We start from the raw sequence: 6,587 nt of genomic DNA, 5'->3' as shown, positions 1-6,587 counted from the left end.
CGGCCCACCCCGCCCGCCGTCGTCCGTCCCCCTCGCACCGCCCGAAAGGCACCCACCCCATGCTGACCGCAGTGGAACTGGGTCTGATCTACGCCGTCGTCGCGCTCGGCGTGTACCTGACCTTCCGCATCCTCGACTTCCCCGACCTCACGGTGGACGGCTCGTTCACCACCGGCGCCGCCACGGCCGCCGTGCTCATCACGGGCGGCACGCCGGTGCCACTGGCCATGCTCGCCGCGTTCGTGGCGGGCGCGCTCGCGGGCCTCGTCACCGGCCTGCTGCACACCAAGGGCCGGATCGACGGCCTGCTCGCCGGCATCCTCACGATGATCGCGCTCTACTCGATCAACCTGCGGATCATGGGCAAGGCCAACATCCCCCTGCTCGGCCAGGACACCCTGTTCACGTGGCTCGACGACCTGGGCCTGGCCCGGAACTGGGGCTCGATCCTCGTGCTCTTCCTCGGCGTGTTCGTGGTGAAGCTGATCCTCGACTGGTTCCTGCACACGGACCTGGGCCTCGCCCTGCAGGCGACCGGTGACAACGAGGAGATGATCCGCTCGTACGGCGTCTCCACGGACCGGATGAAGATCCTCGGCCTCATGATCTCCAACGGCCTCGTGGCCCTCGGCGGCTCCCTGCTGGCCATGTACCAGGGCTTCGCGGACATCTCCATGGGCATCGGCCTCATCCTCGTGGGCCTGGCGTCCGTGATCGTGGGCCAGGCCGTGTTCGGCCAGCGCACGGTCTTCTGGGCGACGCTCGCCGTGATCGTCGGCGCCGTGCTCTACCGCCTGATCATCCAGTTCGCCCTCAACGCGGGCCTGAGCCCGAACGACATGAAGCTGATCTCCGCGGCTCTCGTCGTCGTGGCCCTGCTGCTGCCGCGCTTCGGCTTCGCCAAGCGCCTGAGCCTGCGCACTCGGGGCACGGCCGCGCCCCCGGGGCCGGCCGCCGCCGCTCCGGCCACCGCCGGCATGCCTTTGACCGGCGAGCCGGGCGGCGCCGCCCCCGCCGCATCCGTCCCCGAGGAGGCCCCCCGTGCTTGAGATCTCGCAGGTCTCCAAGACCTTCTTCCCGAACACCGTCAACGAGCGGCGCGCCCTGCAGGGCATCGACCTGCACCTGGCCGAGGGCGACTTCGTCACCGTGATCGGCTCCAACGGCGCCGGCAAGTCCACGATCCTGAACACGATCGCCGGCAAGCTGCTCCCGGACACCGGCACCGTGGCCGTGGGCGGCAAGGACGTCACCCGCATGCCGGACCACCGCCGCGCGGCCTCGATCGGCCGGGTGTTCCAGGACCCGACGGCGGGCACGGCACCGAACCTCACGATCGAGGAGAACATGGCCCTGGCCTGGCGACGCGGGCACGCCCGCGGGCTCTCGCGGGGCGTCTCCCGCGCCCGGCGCGCGATGTTCCGCGACGAGCTCACGAAGCTCGAACTCGGCCTGGAGAACCGCCTCACCGCCAAGGTCGGGCTGCTCTCCGGCGGCCAGCGTCAGGCGCTCAGCCTGCTCATGGCCACGTTCTCCGGACCGAAGATCCTGCTGCTGGACGAGCACACCGCCGCCCTGGACCCGTCCCGGGCGGAGCTGGTGACCCGCCTGACCCGGCAGGTGGTGGCCGAGCACCGGCTCACCACGCTGATGGTCACGCACAACATGTCCCAGGCCCTCGAGGTCGGCAACCGGCTGATCATGATGCACGACGGCCGGATCATCCTCGAGCTGGACGAGCAGGAGAAGGCCGGGCGCACCCCGGCGGACCTGCTGGCCGAGTTCGGCAAGATCAAGGGTGCCGTCGTGGACGACAAGACCATGCTGTCCTGAGCGTCCCGTCCGGCGCCCCCGTGTCCCCGGCCCGCCCCTCCGCCCCACGGCGGGCGGGCGGGCCGGCCGTTCTCACCGGCGCGGCCGCGGGGTAGCGTCGTGGCGTGAGCACCGTGAAGCCCGACACCCAGAGCGCCACCGCAGCCGATGTCCGCCTCCAGACCGTCACGGGGCGCATCCCGGTGACGGACGTGCAGCCCGTCGTGCTGGACGGCCGGTTCCCGGCGAAGGCCGTGGTCGGCGAGGACATCCCCGTCCGCGCCACCGTGTTCCGCGAGGGCCACGACTCCGTGCGCGCCACCGTCCGTCTGCTCGACCCGGCCGGCGCCGAGGTGCAGCGCGTGCAGATGCGTCCGGGCCGGCCCGGGCTGGACGAGGTCGTGGCCACGCTGCGGCCCGCCGAGCCGGGCCTGCACCAGTTCGTGGTCGAGGGCTGGGACGACCCGGTGGGCACGTGGAAGCACGCGGCCACCGTCAAGATCGCCGCCGGCATCGACGTGGAGCTGATGCTCGCCGAGGGCGCCGCCCTGTTCCGCCGGGCCGCCGAGGACGCGGAGCGCTCGGCCGAGGACCGCGCCGTGTTCGAGGAGGTCGTTCGCGGCCTCGAGGACGAGTCCCTCATCCCGGCCCAGCGCCTGGCCTCCGCCGAGTCGGCGGAGGTGTCCGCCGTCCTCCACGCCCGCCCCGTGCGGGAGCACCTCACGAGCTCCGAGCTCTACCCGCTGGACGTGCAGCGCGAGCTCGCCGGCCGCGGCGCCTGGTACGAGTTCTTCCCCCGCTCCGAGGGCGCCCGCTTCGACGAGGCCTCCGGCACGTGGTCCTCCGGCACCTTCGGGACGGCGGCCGACCGGCTCCCGGCGGTCGCCCGGATGGGCTTCCAGGTGGTCTACCTGCCGCCGATCCACCCGATCGGCACCACGCACCGCAAGGGTCCGAACAACACGCTGACGGCCGGGCCGCAGGACCCGGGCTCGCCGTGGGCGATCGGTGGGCCCGAGGGCGGACACGACGCCGTGCACCCGGACCTGGGCACCGTCGAGGACTTCGAGGCGTTCGTGGCCGCGGCCGCGGACGAGGGCCTCGAAGTGGCCCTGGACCTGGCCCTGCAGTGCTCCCCGGACCACCCGTGGGTCACCGCACACCCGGAGTGGTTCACCACCCGCGTGGACGGCACCATCGCGTATGCGGAGAACCCGCCGAAGAAGTACCAGGACATCTACCCGCTGAACTTCGACAACGACCCGGACGGCCTCGCCCAGGCGGTGCTGGACGTGGTGCGGGGCTGGGTGGCCCGCGGCGTGCACATCTTCCGCGTGGACAACCCGCACACCAAGCCCCTGTGGTTCTGGGAGTGGCTGATCGCGAAGGTCCGCGCCGAGGAGCCGCGCGTCGTGTTCCTCGCCGAGGCCTTCACCCGTCCCGCGATGATGCACGCCCTGGGCAAGGTCGGGTTCCAGCAGTCCTACGGGTACTTCACCTGGCGGAACACGGCCGAGGAGCTTGCGGAGTACCTCCAGGAGATCTCGCACGAGACGCCGGCGTTCTATCGCCCCAACCTCTTCGTCAACACGCCGGACATCCTCACGGAGTACCTGCAGCACGGCGGCCCGGGCGCGTTCCGGATCCGCGCCGTCGTCGCCGCCACGGCCAGCCCGCTGTGGGGCGTCTACGCCGGGTTCGAGCTGTTCGAGCACGTGGCCCGGCCGGGCGCGGAGGAGTACATCGACAACGAGAAGTACGAGTACCGCCCCCGGGACTGGGAGGGCGCGGAGGCCGCGGGTGCCTCGCTCGCCCCGTACCTCACCCGGCTCAATGAGATCCGCGCGGCGCACCCGGCGCTGGGCGACCTGCAGAACCTGACCCTGCACGCCTCGACGCACCCTGACCTGCTCGTGTTCTCGAAGACGCGCTCGGCCCGGCCCGAGGGTGCGCACCGGGACGCCGAGGCGGTCACCGACGCCGGTCCCGCGGAGGACACCCTGATCGTCGTCGTCACCACGAACCCGCACGACGTCGTCGAGGCGACCCTGGACCTGGACCTCGAGGCGCTGCGTCTGCGCCCCGAGGACCGCGACGCGTCCGGGGCCGTCGAGGTGGAGGACCTGCTCACCGGCCAGCGCTGGCGGTGGGGCCGCACCCCGTACGTCCGCCTGGACCCGAACGTCGAGCCCGCCCATGTCCTGCGGGTCGTCCGGAACGGCTGAGCCGCTCCCGACGCCCGCCGTCCCCAGAACAGGAATCGCCATGACCCCGTCCGCCGCCCCCCGTCCCGCCGTCGCCCCGCTCGCCGTGGACCCGGAGGTGCTGGCCGCCGTCGCGCAGGGCCGGCACCACGATCCGCACACCGTGCTGGGCGCCCACCCGCATCCCGACGGCGCGGCGGTCACCTACCGCGTGCTGCGCCCGCTGGCGCGCACGGTCACGGTGGTCCGCGCCGGCGACGGGCAACGGGTGGAGCTGACGCACGAGCACGACGGCGTGTTCGCGGGCGTGGCCCCGACGCCCCGCGTGGCCGGGGCCGCCGCGGGCGACTACCGCGTCGAGGTGGCATACGAGACCGAGGACGGCACGACCGGCCCCGTCCAGGAGCAGGACGACGCGTACCGGCACCTGCCCACGCTCGGCGAGCTGGACCTGCACCTGATCGGGGAGGGCCGGCACGAACGGCTGTGGGAGGTGCTCGGCGCCCGCGTGGTCCGCACCTCCGCGGGCGAGGCCGTCGGCACGGCCTTCGCGGTCTGGGCGCCGAACGCGCGGGCCGTGCGCGTGGTGGGCGACCACAACGGCTGGGACGGCCGGACCCATGCCATGCGGTCCCTCGGCTCCTCCGGCGTGTGGGAGCTGCTGGTGCCTGGCGTCGGTCACGGCGACCGCTACAAGTTCGAGATCCTCGGCCGGGACGGGCTCTGGCGGCAGAAGGCGGACCCGATGGCCCGCTGGACGGAGGTCCCGCCGGCCACGGCCTCGCGTGTGCTCGAGTCCGACTACGCCTTCGGGGACCGCACCTGGATGGAGCGCCGCCGTCTCACGGACCCGCACGAGCGCCCGCTGAGCGTCTACGAGGTGCACCTGGGCTCGTGGCGGCCCGGGCTCGACTACCGCGAGCTGGCCGAGCAGCTCGTGGAGTACGTGCAGTGGCTCGGGTTCACGCACGTGGAGTTCCTGCCGGTCGCGGAGCATCCGTTCGGCGGGTCCTGGGGCTACCAGGTGACCGGCTACTACGCCCCCACCTCCCGGTTCGGCTCCCCGGACGAGTTCAAGCACCTGGTGGACGCGCTCCACCGGGCGGGGATCGGCGTCATCGTGGACTGGGTGCCGGCGCACTTCCCGAAGGACGAGTGGGCGCTCGCGCGCTTCGACGGGACCGCCCTGTACGAGCACCCGGACCCGCGGCGGGGCGAACATCCCGACTGGGGCACCCTCGTGTTCGACTTCGGCCGCACCGAGGTCCGCAACTTCCTCGTGGCCAACGCGCTCTACTGGCTCGGCGAGTTCCACATCGACGGGCTGCGCGTGGACGCCGTCGCCTCGATGCTCTACCTGGACTACTCGCGCGAGGACGGGCAGTGGGAGCCCAACGTGCACGGCGGCAACCACAACCTCGAGGCCATCGACTTCCTGCGCGAGGTCAACGCGACCGTGTACCGCCTGCACCCCGGCGTCCACATGATCGCGGAGGAGTCCACGGCCTTCTCCGGGGTGAGCGCTCCCGTGGACGCGGGCGGTCTCGGCTTCGGCAAGAAGTGGAACATGGGCTGGATGCACGACACCCTGGCCTACCTGTCCCAGGACCCGGTCAACCGCCGGTGGCACCACGAGCAGTGGACGCTCTCCATGGTGTACGCCTACTCGGAGAACTACGTGCTGCCGCTGTCCCACGATGAGGTCGTCCACGGCAAGGGCTCCCTGCTGGGCCGCATCCCGGGCGACCGACGGCAGCAGCTGGCGACCCTGCGCGCCTACTACGGGTACATGTGGGCGCACCCCGGCAAGCAGCTGCTGTTCATGGGCGGGGAGTACGCGCAGCCGAGCGAGTGGTCCGAGGGCGAGGGCCTGGACTGGCCCGTCTCGTGGGATGAGGCGCACCGCGGGGTCCAGCTGACGATCCGGGAGCTCAACGCGCTCTACCGCAGCAAGCCGGCGCTGTGGTCGCTGGACCACAGCCCGGAGGGATTCTCGTGGGTGGACGGCGGCGACGCCGACGGCAACACGCTCGTGTTCCTCCGCATGCCCGCGGCGCAGGTGGTGCCGGAGACACGGATCGACGACGACGGCGCCGCGGTCCCGGCCGCTGAACCGGGCGGCGCCCCGCTGCTGTGCATCACCAACCTCTCGGGGTCGCCGCGTCAGGGGCTGCGCGTGGGGGTGCCGTCCGCGGGGGAGTGGACGGTGGTGCTGGACACCGATGCGACCGACTTCCACGGTGACGGCTGGCGGGAGCAGACCGGCCAGTCCGAGGTGATCGCGGCACACGAGGGCCAGTGGCAGGGCCAGCCGGCCCACGTCACGGTGAACGTGCCGGCGCTGACCACCCTGTGGCTCCAGCCGACCCTGGACACGACGGCCACGCCCTGAGGAGTGGTGCACGTCACGGCCGGGGGTGACGGCGCTGGAGCGTCGAACGGGGCGGGCCAGGCCGAAGGAATCCGCGAGAACAGGCGGAAACCGGCCGCCCACCCTTGACCGCACGCCGGGTGCCGCCCCTGATTTTGTGTTCGGTGGGATTCGTGTGTAGAGTTCCATCTCGTGCTCAA

Annotated in this window: 4 protein-coding genes; all 4 read left to right on the top strand. The window is 72.3% G+C overall.

Annotated elements, in window-relative coordinates; translation table 11 throughout:
• The first annotated feature begins 59 nt into the window (after positions 1–59).
• The 4 genes from HMPREF3105_RS05355 (at position 60) to glgB (ending at position 6,408) form a co-directional block, all read left to right on the top strand.
• Complete coding sequence (locus HMPREF3105_RS05355) at positions 60–1,049, top strand: ABC transporter permease (RefSeq protein ID WP_070708928.1); 990 nt, start codon at positions 60–62, stop codon at positions 1,047–1,049.
• The gene (locus HMPREF3105_RS05350; protein WP_036382449.1) at positions 1,042–1,833 is read left to right on the top strand and encodes an ABC transporter ATP-binding protein; all 792 of its coding nucleotides are present in this window, start codon (positions 1,042–1,044) and stop codon (positions 1,831–1,833) included. Before HMPREF3105_RS05355 ends, HMPREF3105_RS05350 begins: the two co-directional genes overlap by 8 nt.
• A gap of 104 nt (positions 1,834–1,937) precedes the next feature.
• A complete protein-coding gene (locus tag HMPREF3105_RS05345) occupies positions 1,938–4,037 on the top strand; it encodes an alpha-1,4-glucan--maltose-1-phosphate maltosyltransferase (protein WP_070708927.1) in 2,100 nt (699 codons plus the stop codon).
• 40 nt (positions 4,038–4,077) lie between these two features.
• Positions 4,078–6,408 (top strand): 1,4-alpha-glucan branching protein GlgB, encoded by a 2,331-nt coding sequence (glgB, locus tag HMPREF3105_RS05340; RefSeq protein ID WP_070708926.1) that lies wholly within the window; start codon positions 4,078–4,080, stop codon positions 6,406–6,408.
• Positions 6,409–6,587: the final 179 nt, after the last annotated feature.

Source organism: Micrococcus sp. HMSC31B01 (assembly GCF_001816085.1).
Lineage (GTDB): Bacteria > Actinomycetota > Actinomycetes > Actinomycetales > Micrococcaceae > Micrococcus > Micrococcus luteus.
Note: the sequence above shows the minus strand (reverse complement) of the source record. Positions and strands in the feature narration are given on the sequence as shown.

Coding starts and splice junctions, on each gene's coding strand:
- HMPREF3105_RS05355 (WP_070708928.1), top strand. CDS start 60: ATGCTGACCGCAGTGGAACTGGGTCTGATCTACGCCGTCGTCGCGCTC.
- glgB (WP_070708926.1), top strand. CDS start 4,078: ATGACCCCGTCCGCCGCCCCCCGTCCCGCCGTCGCCCCGCTCGCCGTG.